General features: G+C 75.5%; 24 protein-coding genes and 1 riboswitch. Of the genes, 13 read left to right on the forward strand and 11 right to left on the reverse strand.

The genetic code is table 11. The annotated features are described in order from the left end of the window. Window positions 1-83 precede the first annotated feature (83 nt). Both ACERUJ_RS14680 and ACERUJ_RS14685 read left to right on the forward strand, forming a co-directional pair. Entirely contained in the window at window positions 84-689 is a 606-nt protein-coding gene (locus tag ACERUJ_RS14680; protein ID WP_370249443.1) for a TetR/AcrR family transcriptional regulator, read from the forward strand. A 26-nt stretch (window positions 690-715) separates the two neighbouring features. Next, window positions 716-1,684, forward strand: coding sequence for an alpha/beta fold hydrolase (locus ACERUJ_RS14685; RefSeq protein WP_370249445.1), 969 nt, complete (start codon window positions 716-718; stop codon window positions 1,682-1,684). Here the strand turns inward: ACERUJ_RS14685 and thiD are convergent. From thiD to thiM, 3 genes are all read right to left on the reverse strand, one after another. After that, window positions 1,657-2,520, reverse strand: coding sequence for a bifunctional hydroxymethylpyrimidine kinase/phosphomethylpyrimidine kinase (thiD, locus tag ACERUJ_RS14690; protein WP_370249448.1), 864 nt, complete (start codon window positions 2,518-2,520; stop codon window positions 1,657-1,659). The genes ACERUJ_RS14685 and thiD overlap by 28 nt on opposite strands. Next, a complete protein-coding gene (gene thiE, locus ACERUJ_RS14695; RefSeq protein WP_370249450.1) occupies window positions 2,517-3,173 on the reverse strand; it encodes a thiamine phosphate synthase in 657 nt (218 codons plus the stop codon). Before thiE ends, thiD begins: the two co-directional genes overlap by 4 nt. Further along, window positions 3,170-3,988, reverse strand: coding sequence for a hydroxyethylthiazole kinase (gene thiM, locus ACERUJ_RS14700; protein WP_370249451.1), 819 nt, complete (start codon window positions 3,986-3,988; stop codon window positions 3,170-3,172). Before thiM ends, thiE begins: the two co-directional genes overlap by 4 nt. Continuing rightward, a riboswitch (TPP riboswitch) is annotated at window positions 3,981-4,088 on the reverse strand. Its footprint overlaps the gene before it by 8 nt. Before the next feature lie 137 nt (window positions 4,089-4,225). Between thiM and ACERUJ_RS14705 the strand changes: the two genes are divergently transcribed. Beyond that, on the forward strand, window positions 4,226-4,630 hold the full coding sequence (locus ACERUJ_RS14705) for a hypothetical protein (RefSeq protein WP_370249453.1): 405 nt from the start codon (window positions 4,226-4,228) through the stop codon (window positions 4,628-4,630). Here the strand turns inward: ACERUJ_RS14705 and ACERUJ_RS14710 are convergent. Then, the gene (locus ACERUJ_RS14710) at window positions 4,551-5,147 is read right to left on the reverse strand and encodes a sugar O-acetyltransferase (RefSeq protein ID WP_370249454.1); all 597 of its coding nucleotides are present in this window, start codon (window positions 5,145-5,147) and stop codon (window positions 4,551-4,553) included. The genes ACERUJ_RS14705 and ACERUJ_RS14710 overlap by 80 nt on opposite strands. 65 nt (window positions 5,148-5,212) lie before the next feature. Between ACERUJ_RS14710 and ACERUJ_RS14715 the strand changes: the two genes are divergently transcribed. From ACERUJ_RS14715 to ACERUJ_RS14725, 3 genes are read left to right on the forward strand one after another with little or no spacing between them, the layout of a single operon-like run. Then, window positions 5,213-5,830 carry a TetR/AcrR family transcriptional regulator gene (locus ACERUJ_RS14715; protein ID WP_370249455.1) on the forward strand — a complete coding sequence of 206 codons (618 nt, stop codon included), beginning with the start codon at window positions 5,213-5,215 and terminating at the stop codon, window positions 5,828-5,830. Between the two features lie 10 nt (window positions 5,831-5,840). Continuing rightward, window positions 5,841-7,580, forward strand: coding sequence for an ABC transporter ATP-binding protein (locus ACERUJ_RS14720; RefSeq protein WP_370249456.1), 1,740 nt, complete (start codon window positions 5,841-5,843; stop codon window positions 7,578-7,580). Next, window positions 7,577-9,538: an ABC transporter ATP-binding protein gene (locus ACERUJ_RS14725; protein ID WP_370249457.1), complete on the forward strand. Its 1,962-nt coding sequence runs from the start codon at window positions 7,577-7,579 to the stop codon at window positions 9,536-9,538. The genes ACERUJ_RS14720 and ACERUJ_RS14725 overlap by 4 nt, the downstream gene beginning before the upstream one ends. A 4-nt stretch (window positions 9,539-9,542) precedes the next feature. Here the strand turns inward: ACERUJ_RS14725 and ACERUJ_RS14730 are convergent, their stop codons facing one another. From ACERUJ_RS14730 to ACERUJ_RS14750, 5 genes are read right to left on the reverse strand one after another with little or no spacing between them, the layout of a single operon-like run. Next, window positions 9,543-9,893 carry a DUF2149 domain-containing protein gene (locus ACERUJ_RS14730; protein ID WP_370249458.1) on the reverse strand — a complete coding sequence of 117 codons (351 nt, stop codon included), beginning with the start codon at window positions 9,891-9,893 and terminating at the stop codon, window positions 9,543-9,545. Beyond that, window positions 9,890-10,516, reverse strand: a complete 627-nt coding sequence (locus tag ACERUJ_RS14735; protein WP_370249459.1) for a MotA/TolQ/ExbB proton channel family protein — start codon at window positions 10,514-10,516, stop codon at window positions 9,890-9,892. The genes ACERUJ_RS14730 and ACERUJ_RS14735 overlap by 4 nt, the downstream gene beginning before the upstream one ends. Continuing rightward, window positions 10,513-11,940: a PKD domain-containing protein gene (locus ACERUJ_RS14740; protein WP_370249461.1), complete on the reverse strand. Its 1,428-nt coding sequence runs from the start codon at window positions 11,938-11,940 to the stop codon at window positions 10,513-10,515. The genes ACERUJ_RS14735 and ACERUJ_RS14740 overlap by 4 nt, the downstream gene beginning before the upstream one ends. Continuing rightward, on the reverse strand, window positions 11,937-14,321 hold the full coding sequence (locus ACERUJ_RS14745) for an ATP-binding cassette domain-containing protein (protein WP_370249462.1): 2,385 nt from the start codon (window positions 14,319-14,321) through the stop codon (window positions 11,937-11,939). Before ACERUJ_RS14745 ends, ACERUJ_RS14740 begins: the two co-directional genes overlap by 4 nt. Beyond that, entirely contained in the window at window positions 14,321-14,779 is a 459-nt protein-coding gene (locus tag ACERUJ_RS14750; RefSeq protein WP_370249463.1) for a hypothetical protein, read from the reverse strand. Before ACERUJ_RS14750 ends, ACERUJ_RS14745 begins: the two co-directional genes overlap by 1 nt. Before the next feature lie 78 nt (window positions 14,780-14,857). Between ACERUJ_RS14750 and ACERUJ_RS14755 the strand changes: the two genes are divergently transcribed. Further along, window positions 14,858-15,550, forward strand: a complete 693-nt coding sequence (locus tag ACERUJ_RS14755; protein WP_370249465.1) for a response regulator transcription factor — start codon at window positions 14,858-14,860, stop codon at window positions 15,548-15,550. A gap of 2 nt (window positions 15,551-15,552) precedes the next feature. After that, window positions 15,553-16,875, forward strand: a complete 1,323-nt coding sequence (locus ACERUJ_RS14760) for an ATP-binding protein (protein ID WP_370249466.1) — start codon at window positions 15,553-15,555, stop codon at window positions 16,873-16,875. 12 nt (window positions 16,876-16,887) lie between these two features. Here ACERUJ_RS14760 and ACERUJ_RS14765 read toward each other — a convergent pair whose 3' ends face one another. Beyond that, entirely contained in the window at window positions 16,888-17,514 is a 627-nt protein-coding gene (locus ACERUJ_RS14765; protein WP_370249467.1) for a hypothetical protein, read from the reverse strand. 131 nt (window positions 17,515-17,645) lie between these two features. On the opposite strand from ACERUJ_RS14765, the gene ACERUJ_RS14770 reads away from it, so the two are divergent. The 5 genes from ACERUJ_RS14770 to ACERUJ_RS14790 are packed head-to-tail and all read left to right on the forward strand — an operon-like array spanning window position 17,646 to window position 21,358. Continuing rightward, window positions 17,646-18,215, forward strand: a complete 570-nt coding sequence (locus ACERUJ_RS14770) for a hypothetical protein (RefSeq protein ID WP_370249468.1) — start codon at window positions 17,646-17,648, stop codon at window positions 18,213-18,215. 4 nt (window positions 18,216-18,219) lie between these two features. Beyond that, a complete protein-coding gene (locus ACERUJ_RS14775; protein ID WP_370249470.1) occupies window positions 18,220-19,188 on the forward strand; it encodes an FAD:protein FMN transferase in 969 nt (322 codons plus the stop codon). Between the two features lie 6 nt (window positions 19,189-19,194). Then, complete coding sequence (locus tag ACERUJ_RS14780; RefSeq protein ID WP_370249472.1) at window positions 19,195-19,824, forward strand: ferric reductase; 630 nt, start codon at window positions 19,195-19,197, stop codon at window positions 19,822-19,824. Window positions 19,825-19,835: 11 nt separating this feature from the next. After that, window positions 19,836-21,149, forward strand: coding sequence for an NADH-ubiquinone oxidoreductase-F iron-sulfur binding region domain-containing protein (locus tag ACERUJ_RS14785; RefSeq protein ID WP_370249473.1), 1,314 nt, complete (start codon window positions 19,836-19,838; stop codon window positions 21,147-21,149). Then, window positions 21,146-21,358, forward strand: coding sequence for a ferredoxin (locus tag ACERUJ_RS14790; RefSeq protein WP_370249474.1), 213 nt, complete (start codon window positions 21,146-21,148; stop codon window positions 21,356-21,358). Before ACERUJ_RS14785 ends, ACERUJ_RS14790 begins: the two co-directional genes overlap by 4 nt. A 67-nt stretch (window positions 21,359-21,425) precedes the next feature. On the opposite strand, the gene ACERUJ_RS14795 is transcribed toward ACERUJ_RS14790, so the two are convergent. Then, window positions 21,426-22,552, reverse strand: a 1,127-nt coding sequence (locus ACERUJ_RS14795; RefSeq protein ID WP_370249476.1) for an HNH endonuclease signature motif containing protein, incomplete at its 5' end; no start/stop codon positions are given.

A 22,552-nucleotide genomic window follows, 5' to 3' on the forward strand; every position in this document is an offset into this window, starting at 1 on the left:
ACTGTTTGACCCCAGCATGCGGCACCCCTCCCCGGCACGCAAGCCGCCGGACCGGGTGACGGACATGCCCTAGGGTGGCGCGCATGTCCGGCCCCGCCCGGCGCTCCCAGCAGGAGCGCGCCGCCACCACCCGGGCCCGCATCCTGGAGGCGGCGTTCAGCTGCCTGGTCGACAGCGGCTACGGCGCCACCACGGTGGGGGCGGTCCAGGAACGCGCAGGCGTGGCCCGGGGCACGCTGCTGCACCACTTCCCGACCCGCAGCGCACTGATGGCCGGCGTCGTGGAGGACGTCGTGGAGCGCCGCCTGGTCGTGCTCACCGCCGCACCCACGAGCGGGGCCCCGAGCGACGGGTGGGACGCCGTCGTCGACCTGGTGTGGCGCGAGCTGCGGGGACCGGCCTACGCCGCCGCCCTGGAGCTGTGGATCGCCGCCCGCACCGACGACGACCTGCGCCGCGCCCTGGTGCCGCTGCAGGAACGGCTCTTCGCCTCGGTGCACGGTCGGATCACCGCCCTGGTCGGCGCCGACCACCCGCGCGCCCCCCTGCTGGTGCAGTTCACGATCGACCTGCTCACCGGCTCCCACCTCGCCGGGATCCTGCAGCCGCGCGCGGGCACCGACGTCGTGGTGGACGCCTGGAAGGCGGCGCTGCGCGTGCTCGCCGCGGCCCAGGAGCCCTTGACCTAGAAACCGTCTGATCGTACGGTCCGACGGTGCCTCCGACGCCCGACCTGCTGCGCGGGCCCCGCCGCGACCTGCGCTCCCTGCTCGCCGCGGTGGCTCCCGCCCCGCGCGGCGGCGCCGGCGTGCCGACACTGCCCACCGGCGGGCCGCTGCACCTGCCGGGCCGCGGCACCACCTTCGTGCGCACGCTGCCCGGCCCCGGCACCGGCCGTGGCCCCGCGGCCGTGCCGATCGTGCTGCTGCACGGGTGGACGCTCACCGCGGACCTCAACTTCCACCCCGTCTACGACCGGCTGGCCGCCCGTGCGCCGGTGATCGCGCTCGACACCCGCTGCCACGGTCGCGGCGTGCCGGCCGACTCCTTCTCCTACGCCGACGCCGCCGACGACGTCGTGGCCGTGCTCGACGCGCTCGGGGTCGAGCGCGCGGTCGTGAGCGGCTTCTCCCTCGGCGGGGTCACCGCGATCCTGACCGCCCTGCGCCATCCCGACCGGGTGGCCGGGATCGTGCCGCAGGCCTGTGCCCTGGACTACCGGCGGCTGCCCCGCGACCGTGCGTTCCGACTCGCCCTCGGCGTCCTCGGACGCCACCGCGCCCTGCGCCACCACCCCCTCACCGGCGGCCTCTCGCGCCGCTACTGGCACGACACCGCCCGACGTCACCCGCAGGTGCGCGCCCAGTGGGACTGGGTGCGCGAGGAGCTCGCCCGCACCTCGCCGGCGGCGATGATCGACACCCTGCGCGCGGTGTTCGAGCTGGACCTGCGCGAGGAGGCACGCCGCCTGCGCGGGCTGCCGTCGGCCTACCTGCTGCTCAGCCGCGACCGGATCTGCCGGCCCGCGCTGCAGCGGGCCACCGCGGCGGCGCTGGACGCCCCGGTGGTGGAGATCCGCGCCGACCACAACGTCCCGCTGTCGCGGCCCGACGCCTACGCCGAGGCGCTCACCCGGGCGATCGACCTCGTGCTCGATCAGCGCCCGTCGGCCGCCTCGGCCTGAGGCCGCAGGTGGTGGAAGTGGTCCACCGGCCCATGCCCACCCCCCACTGCCAGGGCCTCGCCCGCCCGCAGCGCCCCGTCCAGCCAGGTGGTCGCGGTCCGCAGCGCGGTGGGCCAGTCGTCGCCCGCCGCCGCCCGGGTGGCCAGCGCCGAGGAGAGGGAGCAGCCGGTGCCGTGGGTGGCGGTGGTCGCCACCCGCTCGCGCACCACCTCGGCTTCGACCGTCCCGTCGGGGGCCACGACGGCGTCGCGGCACACCGGCCCGCGCGCTCCCGCGCTGCGCAGGTGGCCGCCCTTGAGGAGCACCCGCGTGCCCAGGTCGCGGGCGGCGCGACGGCCCTGGGCCAGCGCCTCGTCCCACGTGCCGGCCGGACCCCGCCCGGTGAGGACGGCCAGCTCGGCGATGTTCGGCGTCACGAGGTGGGCGCGCCGGGCCAGGGAGCGCACGGCCTGCTCGGCAGCGGGGTCGAGCAGCCGGTCGCCGCTCGTGGCGACCATGACGGGGTCGAGCACCACGACGGGCGGGCGGTGCTCGGCCAGCCAGCCCGCGACCACGGCGGCCGGCCCGGCACCGGCGAGCATGCCGATCTTCACCCCGTCCACGACGATGTCGTCGCCGATCGCCGCCAACTGCGCGGCCAGGAACTCCGGCGGTGGGACGTGCACGGCCCGCACACCGCGGGTGTTCTGGGCGGTGAGGGCGGTGAGCGCGGCCATGCCGTAGCCGCCGAGGGCGGCGATGGACTTCAGGTCGGCCTGGATGCCGGCGCCCCCGCTCGGGTCGGACCCCGCGACGGACAGCACCCGCGGCACCGCCACCCTCGCGGTCCCGCTCATGCGGTCACCTCCGCGTCGAGAGCCGCCCGCAGCGCGGCCGCCGCGGCGCCCGGCTCCGCCGCAGCACTGATCGCCGACACCACCGCCACGCCGTGCAGGCCGGCGGCGCGCAGCGGGGCGACGTCGTCGACCCCCACCCCGCCGATCGCGACGCACGGCAGCGAGGCCGCTCGCGCCAGCGCCCCGAGGCCCGCCACCCCCTGCGGCGCGGGATGGTCCGGCTTGGTGCCGGTGGCGCGCAGCACCCCGAGGCCGAGGTAGTCCAGGGTGCCCGGCGGGAACGCCGCCGCGGCGACCACCTCGGCCGGGGTCGAGGCGCTCCAGCCGATGATCGCCCCGGGTCCGAGCAGGGTGCGGGCGCTGTCCGGCGGCAGGTCGCCCTGCCCCAGGTGCACGCCCGCCACGGGCACCCCGGCACGCCGGGCGGCCAGGGCGACGTCGACGCGGTCGTTGACGAGCAGCCGCGCGCCGCTGCCCGCCACGACCGCGACGAGGTCGTGCACCAGGGCGAGCATCGCCCGGGTGGTGGCCTGCTTGTCGCGCACCTGCACGACGTCGACCCCGGCCTGGACCGCCTGCGCCACGACCGTGCGCAGTCGCGCCGGCTCCAGCCGTTCGTCGGTGACCAGGTGCAGCTCGGGGCGGCCGGTCACGCCGCCACCACCCGGTCCACACGGTCGGCGGCCTGCGCCAGGTGCTCGGGCCCGAGGGCGGCGACGGCGTCGAGCAGCCGGACGGCGAAGGTCCCGGGACCCGAGGCCCCGGCGGCGGCGTGCTCGGCGGCCAGGCCGTGGCCCAGGCTGGCGGCCACCGCGGCGGTGAACGGATCGGTGACGGCCAGGTGGGCGGCCATCGCCGCGCCGAGGGCGCAGCCGCCGCCGGTCACGCGGGTCAGCAGCGCATGACCCGCGTGGATCCGGACGCTGCGGTGACCGTCGGTGACCAGGTCGACCGGTCCGGACACCGCGACGACGGCCCCGATGCGGCCTGCCAGCTCGCGCGCAGCCGCGGCGACGTCGTCGACCCCCGCGGTGGCATCGACGCCGCGGCCGCCGTGGCCGTGCCCAGCCAGCGCCGCGATCTCGGAGGCGTTGCCGCGCACGATGCTGGGGCCGGCCGCCAGCAGCTCCTGCGCCAGGTCGGTGCGCACCGGCAGCGCGCCCACCGCCACCGGGTCGAGCACCCAGCGCGGTGCCGCGACCGCCGCCTCCCGCATCGCGGCCCGCTGCTCGGCGTGCGGTGTGCCGAGGTTGATCAGCACGCCCCCGGCGACCCCGGCGAACGGTGCGGCCTCACCGGGCACGTCCACCATCGCGGGGGCGGCCCCCAGCGCCAACAGCAGGTTGGCGGTGAACCCCGAGACGACGTGGTTGGTGAGGCACTGCACCAGCGGCGCCTGGGCCCGCACCTCGGCGAGGGCTGCGGCGAGGGCTGGAGCGGTCGGATCCGGAGGCAGGGCGACAGGCATCGGCGGACATCCCTTCGCGAGTACGAGCTCGAGCAGGTTCGGCGGGTGTGATCTCAGCCCGCGCGACGCTCGGTCGCGGCGGGCACCCCGTGTTCGTCCTCCACCGTAGGCGCGGTCGCTCCCGGCCCGGTCACCCGACCGGGCGAGCCGTCAACACCGCGAGAGGACGCGCGCGGCGGGCGTCAGGACACCGTCAACAGGACCGCGGCCCCCGTGGCGCGGGGCGATGCTGCCGGGGTGAGCGTCGACCGCGACACCGCCCCCGTCCCCGCGGATCGCAGCCTGGCCGGGATCGCCGACGACGACGGCGCCAGGTGGGCCCTCGCCGCTGCCGCGCTGGTCGCGACCGTGCTCGCCTGCGCCGTCGTCCGGCTCGAGCCCCCGGCGACCCTGGTGGTCCTGGCGCTCGCCGCGGCGATGCTGGCGCGCGGCCACCGCTGGATCCCGCGCGCGGGGCTGGGAGGCGTCGCCTGGGCGCTGGTCACCGGCTTCGGCTTCCACCGGTACGGCCAGCTGGTGCCCGCAGGCCCGGACCTGGTCCGGCTGCTGGCGCTGCTCGCCGTCACGACCCTCGCGGAAGCTCGCGGACCACGCGCGCGGGGTTGCCGGCCGCCAGCACGCCGGCGGGCAGGTCGCGGGTGACCACCGAGCCCGCACCGACCACGGTGTCGTCGCCGATCGTCACGCCGGCGCACACGATGACGCCGCCGCCGAGCCACACGTTGTCCCCCAGGGTGACCGGGGCCGCCGTCTCCCAGCCGTCGCGTCGCGGGCCGGGCTCGAGGGGGTGCAGCGGGGTGAGCAGCTGCACCTGGGGGCCGATCTGGCAGTGGGCACCGATCGTGATCGGGGCGACGTCGAGGGCGGTGAGGCCGGAGTTGATGAACGTGCCGGGTCCGATCGTGATCCGGGTGCCGTAGTCCAGCGCCAGCGGCGGACGGATCGCCACCCCCTCCCCGCGGTGGGGCAGCAGCTCCGCGAGCAGGTCGGAGGCCGTCGGGTCGCCCGCCCACACGGCCTGGGCCCAGCGCGCGGCGAGGCCGGCGGCACGGGAGGCCAGGGCGTCGAGCTCGGCGTCGGCGCGGTACCAGTCGCCGGCGAGCATCCGCTCGCGCGGGGTGCGGGAATCGGTGGGGTCGGGGGGTGAGAAGGACTGCATGGCGCGACGCTACAAGGCCCCGGAACCCGCTTGTGAGTGAGCGCTCACTCACTTAGGCTGGCCGGGTGCCCGCCTCCACCCCCACCCCGTCGACCGCCCGCAGCCGCGCGCGCCCGATGACGCCGCAGCGGCGCCGCGAACACCTCGTCGACGTCACGCTGATGCTCCTGCGCGAGCACGGTCGCGAGGTCACGACCCGCCAGATCGCCGAGGCGGCGGGCGTGGCCGAGGGCACGATCTTCCGCGCCTTCGCCACCAAGGAGGAGCTCGTCGAGGCCGCCATCACCCAGGCCTTCGACGTCGCCCCGCTGCTCGCCCGGCTCACCGAGATCGAGGCCGACCTGCCGCTGGAGCAGCGACTCGTGCGACTGGTCGGGGTGCTGCAGCAGCGGCTGCGCGCCACCTTCGACCTGCTCGGACGGGTCGGCATGGTGCGCCCGCCCGACCACGACGCCCCCGAGGCGCGCGCGGCCCGCGCCCGACTGCACGCCGCCCTGGTCGACGTCGTCGCACCCCGACCCCACGACACCGACACGCTCGCGCTGCCCGTCGAGGAGGTGGTGCACCGGCTGCGACTGCTCACCTTCGCCGGCAGTCACCAGCACATCGCCGACGGCCACCTGCTGACCCCCGAGGAGATCGTGGCCACCGTGCTCCACGGCGTCCTCACCCACCCCCGCTAGGAGAACCACCGTGCTGCTCACCCTGCTGCGCGCCCGCCTGCAGCCCTACCGGGCCCTGCTGGCCGTCGTCCTCGTGTTCCAGGCCGCCGGCGTGGTCGCGATGCTCTACCTGCCGAGCCTGAACGCCCGCATCATCGACGAGGGCGTCGTCACCGGCGACACCGCCACCATCTGGCGCCTGGGCGGGCTGATGCTCGCGATCTCGGTGGGCCAGATGGTGTGCTCGCTCGTCGCCGCCCGCGCCGGGTCCCGCACCGCCACCGCGTTCGGCCGCGACCTGCGCCGCGACCTGTTCCACCGCGTCGGGTCCTTCTCCACCCAGGAGGTGCAGCGCATCGGAGCACCCTCGCTCATCACGCGCACCACCAACGACGTCCAGCAGGTGCAGATGCTGGTGGTGATGAGCACCCTCATCGCGGTCTCGAGCCCGATCATGATGGTGGGTGGCGTCGTGATGGCGCTGCGCGAGGACGCCGGCCTGGGCTGGGTGCTCGCCGTCGTCGTGCCCGCGCTGGTGGTCGCGGTCGGTGCGGTCATCCGGGCGATGGTGCCGAGCTTCCGCGTGCAGCAGACCCGGATCGACGAGGTGAACCGGGTGCTGCGCGAGCAGATCACCGGCATCCGCGTGGTGCGCGCCTTCGTGCGCGAGCCCGAGGAGCGCGCCCGCTTCGGCGCCGCCAACGACGACCTCACCGCCGTCGCAACCACCGCCGGTCGCTGGATGGCCACGATGTTCCCGCTGGTGATGCTCATCGTGAACGTCACCAGCGTCGCGGTCATCTGGTTCGGCGGCCACCGGGTCGACGCCGGCGAGACCAGCGTCGGTGCGCTCACCGCCTTCCTCAGCTACCTCATGCAGATCCTGATGTCGATCATGATGGCGACCTTCATGCTGATGCAGGTGCCCCGCTCGGCGGTGTGCGCCGACCGCATCAGCGAGGTGCTCGACACCGAGCCCAGCGTCGCCCCGCCCGTCACCGCCGTCGCGCCTGACCCGGCCCGCCGGGGCCACCTCGACCTCGCCGCCGTCGGGTTCTCCTACCCCGGTGCCGCCGAGCCCGTGCTGCACGAGGTGGACCTCGCCGTGCGCCCCGGGGAGACCGTGGCCGTGATCGGCTCCACCGGGGCCGGCAAGACGACGCTGATCAACCTGGTGCCGCGCCTGTTCGACGCCACCGCCGGGTCGGTGCGCGTGGCCGGGGTCGACGTGCGCGACCTCGCGCCGGAGGTGCTGTGGGCGCAGCTGGGCCTGGTGCCCCAGCGCGCCTACCTCTTCAGCGGCACCGTGCGCTCCAACCTCGCCTTCGGCTCGCCCGGCGCCTCGGAGGAGGAGATGTGGGAGGCCCTGGAGGTGGCCCAGGCCCGCGACTTCGTGGCCGCGCTGCCCGAGGGCCTCGACGCCCCCGTCGCCCAGGGCGGCACCAACTTCTCCGGCGGTCAGCGGCAGCGGCTCGCCATCGCCCGCGCGGTGGTGCGCCGTCCGGCCCTCTACCTCTTCGACGACGCCTTCTCGGCCCTCGACCTGGCCACCGACGCCCGGCTGCGCGCCGCACTGCGCCCCGTCACCCGCGACGCCGGCGTGCTCGTCGTCGCCCAGCGGGTCTCCACCATCCGCGACGCCGACCGGATCGTCGTGCTCGAGCACGGCCGGGTCGTCGGCTCCGGCACCCACACCGCGCTGCTGGCGGACTGTCCCACCTACCGCGAGATCGTCGACTCGCAGCTGAGCGCCGAGGAGGCCCTCGCATGAGCACCCAGCAGTCCGGCCAACACTCGGGCCAGCAGTTCCGGGCCACCGAGCGCATCGAGGCCCCCCAGGGCGGTCCCGGGCCGCGGCACAGCCCGATGGGCGGGATGGTGGGCCAGAAGGCGATGTCCTTCGGCCCCTCGGCCCGCCGGATGGTGGCGCGGATGGCGCCCGAGCGGGCCGCCACCCTGGTCGTGCTCGCGCTCACCCTCGCCAGCGTCGCCGCGATGGCCTCCGGGCCCCGCCTGCTCGGCCACGCCACCGACCTGGTCTTCCGCGGCTTCCTCGGCGACTACTTCGCCGACACCCCGGCCGACCGGCTGCCGGGCACCGCCCGCGCCCAGGGCGTGGTGCCCGGGGTGGGCATCGACTTCGACGCCGTGGGCCGCACGCTGGTGCTCACGCTGCTGGTCTACGTCGCCGCGTCGGCGGCGTCGTGGGCGGCCGGCTACGTGCTCAACGGCGTCGTACAGCGCACGGTGGCGCAGCTGCGCCGCGAGGTCGAGGACAAGATCCACCGCCTGCCCCTGGCCTACTTCGACCGCTCGCCGCGCGGTGAGCTGCTGAGCCGGGTGACCAACGACATCGACAACGTCGGGCAGACCCTGCAGCAGACGATGAGCCAGCTGCTCAACGCGCTGCTCACCGTCGTGGCGGTGCTGGCGATGATGGTGTGGATCTCGCCGGTCCTGGCGCTGATCGCCCTGGTGAGCGTGCCGGTCTCGCTGCTGGCCACCAAGGCCATCATGGGGCGCTCCCAGGGCCAGTTCGTGGCCCAGTGGCGACGCACCGGACAGCTCAACGGCCACATCGAGGAGAGCTACTCCGGCCACGCCCTGGTGAAGGTGTTCGGCCGTCAGGAGGAGTTCGACCGGGCCTTCGCCGAGCACAACGACGGCCTGTTCGAGGTCAGCTTCAGGGCCCAGTTCCTCAGCGGCCTGATCATGCCGACGATGATGTTCATCGGGAACATCAGCTACGTGCTGGTCGCGGTGGTCGGCGGTCTGCGGGTGGCCTCCGGCACCCTGTCGGTCGGTGAGGTGCAGGCCTTCATCCAGTACACGCGCCAGTTCAACCAGCCGCTCACCACCGTGGCCTCGATGGCCAACCTGCTGCAGTCCGGCGTCGCCTCGGTGGAGCGGGTCTTCGAGCTGCTCGACGCCGACGAGGAGCGCGACCCCACCGGTGCCGGCGAGGCCACCGCTCCCCTGCGCGCCGCGGCCGGCGTGCGGGCCGGGGAGGTCGCCTTCGAGCACGTCGACTTCTCCTACGACCCCGACCGCCCCCTCATCAGCGACCTGTCGCTGGTCGCGCGCCCCGGCCAGACCGTGGCCATCGTCGGCCCCACCGGCGCCGGCAAGACGACGCTGGTGAACCTGGTCATGCGGTTCTACGAACTCGACCGGGGCCGGATCACCCTCGACGGCGTCGACATCGCCACGCTCGGGCGCCGCGAGCTGCGGCGCCGCACCGGCATGGTGCTCCAGGACGCCTGGCTCTTCGAGGGCACCATCCGCGACAACCTCGCCTACGGTCGCCCCGAGGCGAGCGAGGAGGAGATCCTGCAGGCCGCGCGTGCGACGTTCGTGGACCGCTTCGTGCGCTCCCTGCCCGAGGGCTACGACACCGTGCTCGACGAGGAGGGGTCCAACCTCTCGGCGGGCGAGCGCCAGCTGCTCACGATCGCCCGCGCCTTCCTCACCGACCCCGACCTGCTGATCCTCGACGAGGCGACGTCGTCGGTGGACACCCGCACCGAGGTGCTGGTGCAACAGGCCATGGCCGCCCTGCGCGCCGACCGCACCTCTTTCGTGATCGCCCACCGGCTCTCCACGATCCGCGACGCCGACCTGATCCTGGTGATGGACGCCGGCGCGATCGTCGAGCAGGGCACCCACACCGAGCTGCTGGCCGCGGGCGGCGCCTACGCCGCGCTGTACCGCAGCCAGTTCGCGGGCTGAGGGCTCACGGTGCCGGTGCGGCGGGGCCCGGCTCGGGCGGGATGACGTAGACGATGCGACCGTCGTCGAGGCGGTAGACGGTGCCGACCTCGGTGCCGCTGCCGACCACCTCCTCCCCGGTGGCCGGCACCTCGCCGACCTCGGCGTCCTGCGGCACGACGACGGCGTCGGGCGGCAACGGGGCGCCCCCCTCGCCGTCGACGGTGAGGACCGAGGCGAGGTCGAGGCTGGACAGCGCCGCGAGGAGAAACCCGACGGAGAGCACGATCCCGAGGTCGAAGAGGTTGACCAGCCCGTCGAGCGGGTCGCCGTTGGCATCGGCGTGGCGGCGGGCCCGCGGGGTCACACGGATCATCGGACGGCCTCCCCGGCAGGGGCGGTCAGCACCGCCGCGACGTACTCGAGGTCGGAGTAGTCCTGGGCGTACACGCGGTCGCGGCGCAGGCTGATGCCGAAGGCCACGGCACCGATCAGCAGCCCGAGCACGGTCACGCTGAAGGCCAGGCGCAGGTTGTCCGAGAGGGCCGTGACGTCGCCGTCGGCCAGCCCCTCGAGCGCGGGCGCCAACGGGATGAGGGTGCCCATGAGCCCGAGCGCCGGCCCCCAGCGCACCAGCAGGCGGGTGCGGCCCAGCACGCGCTGGCGGTCGAAGTCGAAGTCGGCGAGCAGCTTCGCGATCCGGTGCTCCTCGACGGTGCGGGCCATCTCGGCGGCCGTGCGGGCCATCACCGGGCTCCACGAGGCCGCGGCGAGGGCGGTCCCGGCGGCGGCCGGGTCGCCGGCGTCGCGCGCCGCACGCGCGGCGTCGGCCGCGCGGTGCAGCGTGGCGACGTCGCGACGACGACGCCGCAGCGTCTCGGCGATCAGCGCGCCGATCTCGACCACGACCAGCGCCACGGCCAGCAGCGTGGCGAGCACGACGGGGATCTCGAGGGCCTCGGAGAGGTCGAAGATGGCCTGGTAGACCGAGTCGATCACGGGTGCTTCCTTCGCAGCAGACGGGGATGGTCGCGCAGCGCGCCGACCACGAGCAGCAGGACGACGGCGCCCAGCGCCAGCGGGCCCGTCGGCCCGGATCCCTCCCCGGCCCCGCCGGCGCGCGCGGCCGGAGCCGTGCGGGGCGTGCCGAGCAGGGTCGTGGCGGGCGGCGGGGGCGTCGGCGGGGTCGCGGCCAGCGGCACGCGGTCGGTGAGGAGCAGACCCCGGATCGGCGGGTCGGCGAGCACCAGCGGGTCGTCCCCGGCCGGCGGGACCGCGGGGATCTCCGGGGCGGCGCCGTCGTCGACCGTGGGCACCTCAGGGGACGGGACGCTCGGGCCGGGGGTCGGGCTGCCCCCGTTGCCGGCCTCCTCGGCCGTCCCCTGTCCCCCGGTGTCGCCCTCACCCCGGTCGGGACCGGTCAGCGGGTTGCCCGATCCACCCGTCCCCGAACCGCCTCCGGCACCCCCTCCGGCACCACCGCCGTCGCCCCCGCCGGGACCGCCGTCGGGCTCGTCGTCGGGGTCCTCGCCGGGATCGGCGGGCCCGTCGACCCGCAGCACGACGGTGTTGGACTGGGCCCGCAGGCCGTCGGGGCCGGCGACGGCGAGGCGGATCAGGTAGGTCCCGGGCGCGGTGTAGGTGTGACGGGGTGCCTGCTGGTCCGAGCCGGCACCGTCCCCGAAGGTCCACCGGTACGCCAGGCCCGAGGTGCGCGGACGGACGGCGGCGGCCAGGCCGACCGACTCGCCCACCGTGGCGACGTCGTCGAGGCCGGCCCCGATCGACACCTCGACCCGCGGCGCACTGCTGCGCAGCACGAGCTCGAGCGGTTCGCCCGGACCGCCGCGCACCAGCTCGTCGGTGTTGACGTCGGCGGCATCGGGCCGCAGCGGGCGCAGGGCCGCGAGCACGGTCTCGCCCTCGGGCAGGTACAGCGCCGGGGCGAGGCCGGCGTCGAAGCCGTTCTCCCCGATCGGGGCGAGGTCCGCGGTCGCGAGCGTGAGCGCGGGCGGTGCGTCGACCGGTCCGACCTCGGCGGACTCCACTGCGTCGGGCGAGAGGCTCTTGAAGCCCTCGTTGTCGTCGTCGAAGTCGCCGGCGAGCCAGATCACCAGCTCGCGCACGGTGACGGCGTCCTCGACGGCCTCGGGTCGGGTGGGGCCGCCCGGCTGCTCGCGCACGGGGTACTCCAGCCCGTCCACGAGGTCCTGCCAGCCGCGCAGCTCCTCGACGGTGACCACCCGCGTGGCGGTCTCCACACCGTCCTGCACCATGCGCACGACCAGGCAGGCCTGCTGGGGCGGGCAGGGCTCGGCCGCCCGTGCGGCGGGCGCGGCCAGCCCGGGGACCACCAGGACCAGCGGGACCAGCAGCGCGAGGAGGGCGGCCGCCCGGGCCGGGGGCGACGTGACGGCGCTCACCCGCGCAGCGTAGACGAGGCCAGGTAGGACGCCATCGCCCGACCGGTGGGGGTGTCGGCCCGCGCCAGGTCGGCGGGCGGACCCTCGAAGACGACGCGGCCGCCGTGCCGGCCCGCCCCCGGGCCGAGGTCGATCACGTGGTCGGCGTGCGCGATCACGGCCTGGTGGTGCTCGATGACGATCACCGAGCGGCCGTCGTCGACCATCCGGTCGAGCAGGGCGAGCAGGTGGGCGACGTCGGCGAGGTGCAGGCCGGTGGTGGGCTCGTCGAGCACGAGCACGGGCGCCTGCTCTCCCAGGTGCACGGCCAGGCGCAGGCGCTGCCGCTCGCCACCCGAGAGCGTGGTGAGCGGCTGGCCGAGCCCGACGTAGCCGAGTCCGACGTCCACGAGCCGCTGCAGGATCGCGGCCGCCGCGGGCACCCGCGACCCGGCGTCGGCGACGAACTCCCGGGCTTGTGCCACCGGCATCGCCAGCACCTGGGCGATGTCGTGGCCGCCGAGCCGGTACTGCAGCACGTCGTCGTGGAAGCGGCGTCCCTCGCAGTCCTCGCAGGTGGTGGCGACCGCCGCCATCGTGACCAGCTCGGTCTGCACCACGCCCGACCCGCCGCACGCGGGGCAGGCCCCGGCGGAGTTGGAGCTGAACAGGGCGGGCTTGACGCCGTTGGCCTTGGCGAAGGCCTTGCGGATCGGCTCCAGCGCACCGCTGTAGGTGCCGGGGTTGCTGCGCCGCGACCCGTGCAGCGGGCTCTGGTCCACCACCACCGCGGGGCCGGGGAGTCCGCCGAGGACCCCGCCGAGGAGCAGCGAGCTCTTGCCCGAGCCGGCCACCCCGGTCACGACGCAGAGCACGCCGAGGGGCACGTCGACGTCGACGTCGCGCAGGTTGTGGCGCCGGGCGCCGCGGATCGGCAGCACGCCGGTGGGCGTGCGCACGGCCGATCGGGGCGCGACGACGTCGGCGAGGTGGCGACCGGTCGGGGTGTCGGCGCGCCGCAGCCCGGCGACGTCGCCCTGGTAGACGATGCGACCGCCCGCGGGACCGGCGCCGGGACCGAGGTCGACGACGTGGTCGGCGATCGCGATCGTGGCCGGCTTGTGCTCCACCACGAGCACGGTGTTGCCCTTGTCGCGCAACCGCAGCAGCAGCCCGTGCAGCCGGTCGACGTCGTGGGGGTGCAGGCCGGTGGTGGGCTCGTCGAAGACGTAGGTGATGTCGGTGAGGGCCGAGCCGAGGTGGCGCACCAGCCGGGTGCGCTGCGCCTCCCCGCCCGACAGGCTGCCCGAGGGGCGGTCCAGGGTGAGGTCGCCCAGGCCGACGTCGTCGAAGGCGCCCAGCGCGTCACCGATGCGGGCCAGCAGCGGCGCGACGCCCGCGGCCGCGCCGTCCACCCGGTCCGCCAGGTCGGCCAGCCAGGTGCGCAGCTCGGTGATCTCCATCGCCCCGAGGTCGGCGATCGAGCGGCCCTCGATCAAGGACGTGCGGGCCGCCTCGTTGAGCCGGGTGCCCGCGCAGTCCGGGCAGGTCCGGAACGTCACGACCCGCTCCACGAACGCCCGCACGTGCGGCTGCATCGCCTCGACGTCCTTGGCCAGGAACGTGCTGCGGATCATCGGGAGCAGGCCGCGGTAGGTGAGGTTGATCCCGTCGATCCTCATCCTCGTCGGCTCGCGGTGGAGCAGGTCGTCGAGCTGGGCGGGGGTGAAGTCCCCGATCGGGACGTCGACGTCGAAGTACCCGCACCCACGGTAGATCCGGCCCTGCCAGCCGTCCATCGAGAGTCCCGGGACGCGCAGCGCGCCCTGCTCGAGCGAGAGTGCCGGGTCGAAGAGCTCGTCGAGGTCGATGTCCTGCACCTCGCCGCGGCCCTCGCAGCGCGGGCACATCCCGCCCGCGACGGTGAACGAGCGCCGCTCCTTCACGGTGCGCCCGCCCTTCTCGGTCTCGATCGCTCCGGCCCCGGAGACGGTCGCGACGTTGAAGGAGTAGGCCTTGGGCGAGGGCAGCCGGGGCTCGGCGAGGCGGCTGAACAGGATGCGCAGCAGCGTGGTGACGTCGGTGACGGTGCCGACCGTCGAGCGCGGGTTCGCCGCCAGCCGCTCCTGGTCCACCACGATCGCGGGGGTGAGGCCCTCCAGCACGTCGACGTCGGGTCGCGCCGGGCTGGCCATGAACCCCTGCACGAACGCCGGGTAGGTCTCGTTGATCAGCCGCTGCGACTCCGCCGCGATCGTGGCGAAGACCAGCGAGCTCTTGCCCGACCCCGACACGCCGGTGACGACCGTGAGCCGCCGCTTGGGCAGGTCGACGTCGACGTCGCGCAGGTTCTGCTCGCGGGCGCCGCGCACCCGGATGACCTCGCCGGTCGCCTCGCCCATCACTCCACCTCCGTGGTGTAGACCGGCACGCCGTCGCGACAGCGGCCGACCACCGTCGTCTCGCGCCCGGCCTCCTCGACCCGGCCCTCGAACTCCACCTCGACCACCGCTCCCCCGCTCTGCTTCACCTCCACCGCGTACCCGTCGGCCGACGGGACGGCCTGCACCAGCTCGATCCGTGCGCCCGTGCAGGCGGCCACCACCGTGCCGGCCCGTCCCGACCACGTGCGGCGTCCCGAGGGTGGACCGGTGGTCGTCGGCGGACTCATCGTCCGCGTGGGCTCGGGGGCCCGCAGCACGGACTCCCCGGTGCTCACCTCGCGCCCGACGCGCGAGATCACGGTCCACACCAGGGTGCCCGCGAGGCTCACCACGACCAGCCAGACCACCGCGGCCGCGGCGAGGCGTGCGGCCCGGCCGCGCGCGCCGGTCCTCGGTGCGGTCCTCCGTGCTGCCATGGGTGCTCCCCCGTCCTCGCCGAGTGTTCTCCCGGCTCTCCCGGGGGCCGGCTCCGCACGCTAGCGTCACGCCCTGTGGTGAGCATCCTGGTGGTCGAGGACGACACGGCGATCCGGACGGCGCTGCAGCGCGGGCTGCGCGAGCGCGAGCACGCCGTCGCCGTCGCCGCCACGGGCCTGGCGGGGCTCGAGCAGGTGCTGCGGGACCGCCCCGACGTCGTGCTGCTGGACCTCGGGCTGCCCGACGTCGACGGCCTCACGCTGATCTCGATGATCCGCACCGCCAGCGAGGTGCCGATCATCGTCATCACCGCCCAGGACGACGACCCCACGATGGTGCGCGCCCTGGACGGCGGCGCCGACGACTACATCGTCAAGCCCTTCGGCACCGACCAGGTGGCCGCGCGCATCCGCGCGGTGCTGCGTCGCGGCGGCAAGGGGGCCGCGCCGTCCTCGGCGCTGCGGGTGGGCGACCTCGTCATCGACGACCGCACCCGGGTGGTGACCCTGGGCGGGGAGCCGGTCGAGCTGGCCCGCAAGGAGTTCGACCTGCTGTGGCTGCTGGCCTCCCGCCTCGGAGAGGTCGTCACCAAGCGCGAGGCGCTGGCCGAGGTGTGGCAGCAGGCCTACGCCACCTCCGACCGCACCGTGGACGTGCACCTGTCCTGGCTGCGCCGCAAGCTCGGCGAGACCGCCGCCGAACCGCGCTACCTCCACAGCGTGCGCGGGGTCGGCATCCGGATGGTCGACCCGGGCGAGTCGGGGCGCTGAGCGTGCGCTCCCGCATCGCCTGGCTGGTCGTGGTGAGCACCGCGACCGTCGTGGTGGCGTTCGTGATCCCGCTGTGCCTGCTCGTGCGGACCCTCGCCGAGGACCGGGCGATGGCGGCGGCCGACCAGGAGGCGCGCAACGTCGCGCTGCTCGTGGCCGCGGTGCCCCAGGGCCGACAGCTGGCCGACCTGATCAGCGGCCTCGACGACGGCGCCGACCCCACCACCAGCGTCCTCACCGCCTCCGGTCGCCAGATCGGCCCCGGTCCGGCGATGCGGGACGACCCCGACGTCATCCGGGCGCGCGCCGGTGAGGCGTTCCGCGTCGTGGGGCCCGACGGCGGCGCCGTGCTGCTGCCCGTGGTCGTCGGCAGCGGCACCACGGTCGTGCGCAGCACGGTCGGCGCGGCGACCCTGCGCGACGGCGTCCTGCCGGCCTGGGGGGGCATCGTGGCGCTCGGCCTGGCCCTGATCCTGCTCGCGGTGGGGGTCGCCCGCCGGCTGGGCACCCGGATCGCCGAGCCCGTGCGCGAGGTGGCGCGCACGGCGCACCGCATGCGCGAGGGCGACCTCGAGGCCCGCGCCGACCTCGCGGGCCCGGAGGAGACCCGCGAGCTGGCGCGGGCGCTGAACGGACTGGCCGAGCGCACCGCCGAGCTGCTCGCCACCGAGCGGGCCACGGTGGGCGACATGGCGCACCGGTTGCGCACCCCCGTCACCGCGCTGCGCCTGGACGCCGAGGGAGTCGGCGACCCCGACCTGGCCGAGCGGTTGCAGGAGCGGATCGGGGTGCTGCAGCGCACGATCGACGCGATCGTGGCCGAGGCCCGCCGACCGGTGCGCACCGAGCTGACCGCCCGCACCGACGTCGCCGCGCTGGTGTCCGCGCGGGTGGCCTACTGGCAGCCGCTCGCCGAGGACCAGGGTCGGGCGATGCAGGGCAGGGTCGAACCGGGCCCGCTGTGGGTCGGGGTCCCCGAGGACGACCTGCGCGATCTCATCGACATCACCATCGACAACGTCTTCGCCCACACCCCCGAGGGGACGCCGTTCTCGGTCGACCTCGTCGCCCGTCGCGGTCGCGAGGACCCGCGTCCCCGCGCGATCCTGCGCGTGGTCGACCAGGGTCCGGGGTTCCCCGAGGCGTGGGCGCGTGCGGGGACGGGCGGGCTGCCCGGTCCGCCGCGGCGGGCCGGCACCTCCGGGCTGGGGCTCGACATCGCCGACCGGGTGTCACGCTCGGTGGGCGGCCGCGTCGTGCGCGGCCACCGCTCCGGCGGCGGTGCGGTCGTGGAGGTCGAGCTCCCGCTGCTGCCCGAGGGCTGAGGGGAGGCGACCTCAGTCGTCCTCGTACTCGCCCTCGTCGTCGTCCTCGTCGTCACCCTCGTCGTCGTGGTCGTCCTCGTGGTCCTCGCCGTGGTCCTCGGCCTGGTCCTCGTGGTCGTCGGCCTCGTCCTCGTGGGCGTCGGCGTGGTCGTCGTCGTGGTCGTCGTCGTGGGCGGAGTGACGCGGGCCGTCGTCGTCGCGACCGCCCCGGTCGTCGTTCCCGTCGTCGTCGCGGCCGCCGCGGTCGTCGTTCCCGTCGTCGTCACGGCCGCCGCGGTCGTCGTCGTCGGAGCGCGTCGGCGCGGGCGCGGGTGCCGCGGGGGCAGGCACCACGACGGTCTGGACGACGTCGGTGACGCACTGCTTGCCCTCGAGCACGGCCGGCGGGGTGCAGGCCTTGAAGCGGACCACCGGCTTGGGGGTGCGGGCCACCGGCAGCGGTGCCCGCTGCTGCGGGGCCTGGTCGGCGGCGGGCGTGGTCGTCCCACCGGCCGCGGACGCGGAGGGCTCCGAAGCGGGCGCGGAGACCGTGCGGTACACCGCGACGGCGCCGACCGTGCCGACGCTGAGGCAGGCGGTGAGGGCGGCGGCGGTGAGGGCGCCGCGGGAGGCGAGGGTGCGGGGCGTGGGTCCAGGCATGGACACAGCGTGGTGGTCGGTGCGTCAACCCCGGATCGGGAGAACGTCAAGCCTCGGTCAAGGGCCTGCTTGACGCAGGCTTGACATCGCGATGACGCGTGCTTGCGCGCCCGGACGGCACGCTCGGTCCCATGAGTTACGACCTCCGCAGCCGCGAACGATTCCGTTGGGCGGTCACCGGCCTCACCGGAGCGGTGGCGGCCGGCGCCGTCACCGCGACGGGTGCGTTCGCCGGTCTCGCCCACCAGCAGCAGGCCGAGAAGGACGCCGCCGCACAGGCGGAGCGCGACGCCGAACTGCAGGCCTACGAGCTCGAGCAGGCCCGCTACGAGAAGCGGGTGCGCTGGGCCGAGCGCACCGCCGCCCGCGCGGCGGCACGTGCGGCCGCCGCCCAGAAGCCGGAGATCATCTGGCGCGAGCGGCCCACCCGCACCCGCGTGACCACCCAGTACGTCACCGGCGCGGCGAGCCCGGGCAGCACCAGCGTCAGCCCCGGCTCCCCCGCCCCGTCGGGCGGTCACTCGGGCAGCACCGGCAGCACCGGCAGCACCGGCGGCACGTCGACCGGGAGCACCGGCGGCAGCTCGGGTGGCAGCTCGGGTGGCTCGGGCGGCAGCTCGGGTGGCTCGAGCCCGACGCCCACGCCTCCCCCGCCTCACCCGCCGCCCCCTCCGCCGCCGCCGACGTCGAGCGGGTCCTGAGCCCGTGACCACCCACGCCCCCGAGCGCGCGGTGGCCCGCTGGCGGGCCCTGGGCTGCACGGTCCACCTCGAGACCGAGGACCCCGGCGAGCTGGAGGTCGCCCGCGCCCTGGTCTCCGACGTGCTGGCCGACGTCGACGCGGTCGCCAGCAGGTTCCGCGACGACTCCGACCTCACCTGGGTCAACCAGCACCCGGGGCGCTGGGTGCAGGTGGACCCGCTGCTGGTGCACGCGGTGCGGATCGCCACCTCGGCGGCGGCGCGGACCGGTGGCCTGGTGCACCCGCTGCTGGCGGGTCCCCTGGTCGAGCTGGGCTACGACGCGACCTTCACCACGGTGGCGGCCCGCCGTCCCGACCCGGCCGCTGTCACGACCTACCGGCCGGCGCCGCCGCCGCTGGACTCCTGGAGCGACATCGGCCTGCGCTCCGACGCTGTGCGCGTCCCGCTCGGGACCGCCCTCGACCTGGGTGCCACGGCCAAGGCGTGGTGCACCGATCTCGCCGTCGCCGCCCTCGGGGAGCGGCTGACCGGCCGGGCGGTCGTGTCGATCGGCGGCGACCTGCGCACCGTGCACGGCGCCTGGGAGGTCGGGATCGCCGAACGCCCGATCGACGACGTCGACGCGGCCGGGGTCGGCGGGATCGAGGAGCTCGTGCAGGTCGAGGGAGCCCTGGCCACCTCCAGCACCTGCGCCCGTCGCTGGACGACACCCGCGGGCGCACGGCACCACCACCTGATCGATCCGCGCACCGGCGGCCCGGCGCGCGAGCACTGGCGCACCGTCACGGTGCTCGCCCCCACCTGCGTCTCGGCCAACGTGGCCAGCACCGCCGCCGTCGTGCTGGCCGAGGACGCCGTCGACTGGCTCACCGCCGAGCTCGGCGCCGACCGGCTGCACGCCGCCCGCCTGGTGCGGCACGACGGCACCCTCCACCGACTCGGGCCCTGGCCGGGCCCACGAGAGGCCTGATCCCCGATGACCGTCCTGACCATCACCGAGGGTCCACTGCTGTGGTACCTCAACCGCGCGAGCGGGTTGAGCCTGATGATCGTGCTGAGCGCCTCGGTGGTGCTCGGCGTCCTCGCCCGCGGCGGCCGCACCGGCGGCGACGGCGGCGCCCGGGTGCCGCGGTTCGTCACCCAGTCGCTGCACCGCAACCTCGCCCTGGGCGGCATGCTGCTGCTCCTCGCCCACATCGCCACGGCGGTGGTGGACGAGTACGTCGACATCCGCTGGGCCGACGCGCTGCTCCCCTGGGGCTCGGCGTACGAGCCGTGGTGGGTGGCGCTGGGCACGATCGCCTCGGACCTGTTCCTCGTCGTCACGCTGACCTCGGCCCTGCGGCTGCGGCTGGGCCACCGGGCGTGGAAGACCATCCACCTCGCCTCGTGGCTGGCCTGGGGTGTCGGGGTGGCCCACGGCATCGGGATCGGCACCGACCTGCGCGACCAGCAGGACTGGGTGGCGTGGTCGGTGCTGCCGACGATCGTGTGCGTGCTCGCGGTACTGGCGGCCCTCGGCTGGCGGCTCGACGAGCGCCGGCGCGGTCCGCGCGACGCCGCGGTGGCCCCGACCACCACGTCGCGTGAGGCGGTACACCGATGACCACCCAGGCGATGCCTTCGCAGCTCGCGACGCTGCCGCTCACCCCGAGCGAGGACCTGCTCGTCCTGCCCGGGCCGGCGCTGCTGGCCGACGTCGCCAGCCGGCGGGTCAGCGGCGGGATCGGGAGCGGCGGGGACCCGTCGCTGCGCGACCACCGCGCCCGGTGGGGCGAGCCGACGATGCTGGGGCTGGACGCCCTGCACGCCCTGACCGACGCCGCCGGGGTGCGGGGTCGCGGGGGCGCGGGGTTCTCCTTCGCCCGCAAGCTCGCCACCGCGGCGCGGCACCGGTCGCTGGGGCGGGCGCCGTTCGTCGTCGTCAACGCCAGCGAGGGTGAGCCCGCCAGCGCCAAGGACGCCGCGCTGGCCCGCACCTCGCCGCACCTGGTGCTGGACGGCGCTCTCATCGCGGCCCGGGCGCTGGGCGCCCGGGAGATCCACGTGATCGTGCCCGGCGACCGGCCCCGCACCCGCGGGCTGCTGCTCGCCGCCGTCGCCGAGCGCACCACCGATCCGGCCTCGAGCGGGGTCCGGTGGCTGACCCACACGACGCAGGCGCGGTTCGTGGCCGGTCAGGCGCGGGCCGTGCTGGAGCTGATGGCCGGGCGTCCGGGCCTGCCGGTCACCGCGTGGGAGCCGGAGGCCGTGCGCGGACACCGCGGCCGCGCGACCCTGCTCTCCAACGCCGAGACGTGGGCGCACGTGGGGCTGCTGGCGCTGGAGGGCCTGGGCCGCACCCTGGGTCGCGGCACCGCCGCCGAACCCGGCACCACCCTGCTCACCGTGCACGCCCCCGGTCGTCCCGTCACCGTGCAGGAGGTCGAGCACGGTCTGCCGCTCGGGGCCGTCCTGCCCGCCTCGGCCCGTTCCGGCCCGATCCTGCTCGGTGGCTTCCACGGCACCTGGGCCGCCGGCTCCGACGTCGTGGACCTGCCGATCAGCGCGGCCGCCTTCCGGGAGCGCCGCCTGGCGTTGGGCGCCGGCGTCGTGATCGCCCCCGGCCTGGGCGCCTGCGCGGTCGCCTGGACCGAGCGCATCGTGGCGCACCTCGCCTCCGAGAGCGCAGGCCGCTGCGGCCCGTGCCGCAACGGGCTGCCCGCGCTCGCCACCGCCGTCGCCGACCTCGCCGCCGGTCGCCCCGGAGCGCGCGCCGAGGTCGCCCGACTGTGCGGTCTCGTCGAGGGCCGTGGCGCCTGCGCCCACCCCGACGGGACCTCGCGCCTGGTGGCGTCGTTGCTGCAGGCCTTCCCCGAGGAGGTCGCCCGCCACGAGGCCGGCCGCTGCGGCGCCCGTCAGCACCTGATCGAGAGCGAGGCCGTGCGATGACCGCCCCCACCACCGCCACCCGACTGCGGGTGGACTGGCCCTCCTGCGATGCCCACGGGCTGTGCCACGAGCTGCTGCCCGACCTCATCGGGCTGGACGACTGGGGCTTCCCGATCCTGCCCGAGCACGTGCCGGCCGACCGGGTGCTCGAGGCCCGTGCGGCGGCGAAGGCCTGCCCCAAGCTCGCACTCCGGCTCCTGCAGCCCTGATCAGGGCAGCACTCTCAGGCGGCACCCGCGTGGGGTGTCGCCTGTCGGTGCTGTGGGGCCGGTGCCCTCAGTGGAGTGGGGTGGTGCCGTTGGGTCCGCGGAGGTAGCGGCTGCCCGACGGCAGGGTCCACAGGTAGGACCTGCCCTCGGGGGTCCTGATCGGTTCGTAGGTCCAGCCGGCGTGGGTCTTGAGCCGGTGGTGGCGCCTGCAGAGCGCGGCCAGATTCTCCGTCGACGTCGGTCCACCGCGTGGTGGGTGGGCGTGGTCGAACGGTTCGATGTGGTCGAGATCAGAGTTGCGCGCTGAGTGCGTGCAGTACGGCGCGACGCAGGTCCCGTCCCGCATGACCACGGCCTCCCGGATCAGCGGGGTGGCCTCGTAGGCGTCGGTGTGACGGACGGCGCCGGTGTCCAGGACCGGGCGGACGACGACCTTGGTGCCCGCGACGCCGCACCAGCGCTTGATCTGGCGCAGGGTCACGGGGATCCGGGTGTTCTCCAACCGCCCGATCCCGGTGCCGGCTTCGAGGGCGGCCTGGGAGAGGTGGACATAGAGCGTCAGGTCCCGTCGGTTCCTGGGCTCCCGGTCCTCGTCGCTCGGGGCGCCGAAGTCGAGGGCGAGTTGCTTGCGGCCGAGCTCTCCGAGCGCCATGGACCGTCGGACCTCGAGGGAGTCCTCGCTGCCGGCGGCCTTCAGGTCGGCGGCGACCTCGCCCAGGGCCCGGTCGAGGTCGAGGGCGTCGGCGGCATCGAGGGTCGCGTACATCTCGACCATGCCGTCGGCACCGGCGGTGCTGGTGCCGATCAGCACCCGGCGCCCGTCGGCAGCCGCCTTGGCCTGTGCGGCGGCGAGCTCGGGGTCGTGGGCCGCGATCGCCGCAGCCACGGTGCGGTCGAGCTGCGCGAAGGAGCACGAGTGCGCGTAGGCCGCGAGACGTCGGTCGACGTACTCCGCGACGGCGGCGTTGCGGCAGTAGGTGCGGTCCGCGATCAACCGGGCCCGCCACACCGACACCTCCCCGGCCAGGACCCGCACCCACAGGCGCGGGAGGCGGGTGGCGCACTCCTTCGCCGCCGACAGGTACCCCAGACCCGACTGGTACGTGCGGCCGGTCGCGCAGGCGAACTCCGCCACCGCGGACTCATCGATCCCCGCGACCTCCTCGATCGTCTCGGGCTCCTCATCGGCCCGGG

The sequence above is a fragment of the Nocardioides sp. genome, from assembly GCF_964228225.1.
Classification (GTDB): domain Bacteria; phylum Actinomycetota; class Actinomycetes; order Propionibacteriales; family Nocardioidaceae; genus Nocardioides.